1 protein-coding gene is annotated in these 560 nt (G+C 72.3%); it reads left to right on the top strand.

All coding sequences use genetic code 11. The features are described 5' to 3' along the window. The coding region (locus tag KYY02_RS33735; protein WP_371244906.1) for a ketoacyl-synthetase C-terminal extension domain-containing protein at nucleotides 1-560 on the top strand (560 nt) is incomplete at both ends.

The raw sequence follows: 560 nt of genomic DNA, 5'->3' as shown, positions 1-560 counted from the left end.
TCGGGACCGGTCCGGTGAGCCGCTGTGGCTGGGCTCGATCAAGTCGAACATCGGGCACACGCAGGCCGCCGCCGGTGTCGCGGGCGTGATCAAGATGGTCCTGGCGATGCGGCACGGAGTGCTGCCGCAGACACTGCATGTCACGGAACCGTCCTCGCACGTGGACTGGTCAACCGGCGCGGTGGAACTGCTGACCGACCGGCGTGCCTGGCCCGACGTGGACCGCCCCTGGCGGGCGGGTGTCTCGTCGTTCGGTGTCAGCGGTACGAATGCCCACGTCATCGTCGAGCAGGCCCCCGTGGTCGAGCGGACGGATGCGAACGCCCCCGAGCCGGTACGTGGTGGGGTGCTGCCGTGGGTGTTGTCGGCCCGCAGCGCGGAGGCGTTGCGGGCGCAGGCCGCCCGGCTGGCGTCCTTCGTGGACGGCCAGTCCCCGGCCGACGTGGGGTACTCGCTGGCGACGTCGCGGGCGGCGCTGGAGCACCGGGCGGTGGTCGTCGCCGCCGAGCGGACCGAGTTCTTGGACGCGTTGGCGGCTGTGGCGAACGGTGAGCCGAGCG

This window comes from Streptomyces pimonensis (assembly GCF_041380215.1).
In the GTDB taxonomy this organism is placed as follows: Bacteria; Actinomycetota; Actinomycetes; order Streptomycetales; family Streptomycetaceae; genus Streptomyces; species Streptomyces pimonensis.
The sequence above is the reverse complement of the archived record's forward strand: the minus strand, read 5'-3'. Positions and strand labels throughout refer to the sequence as shown.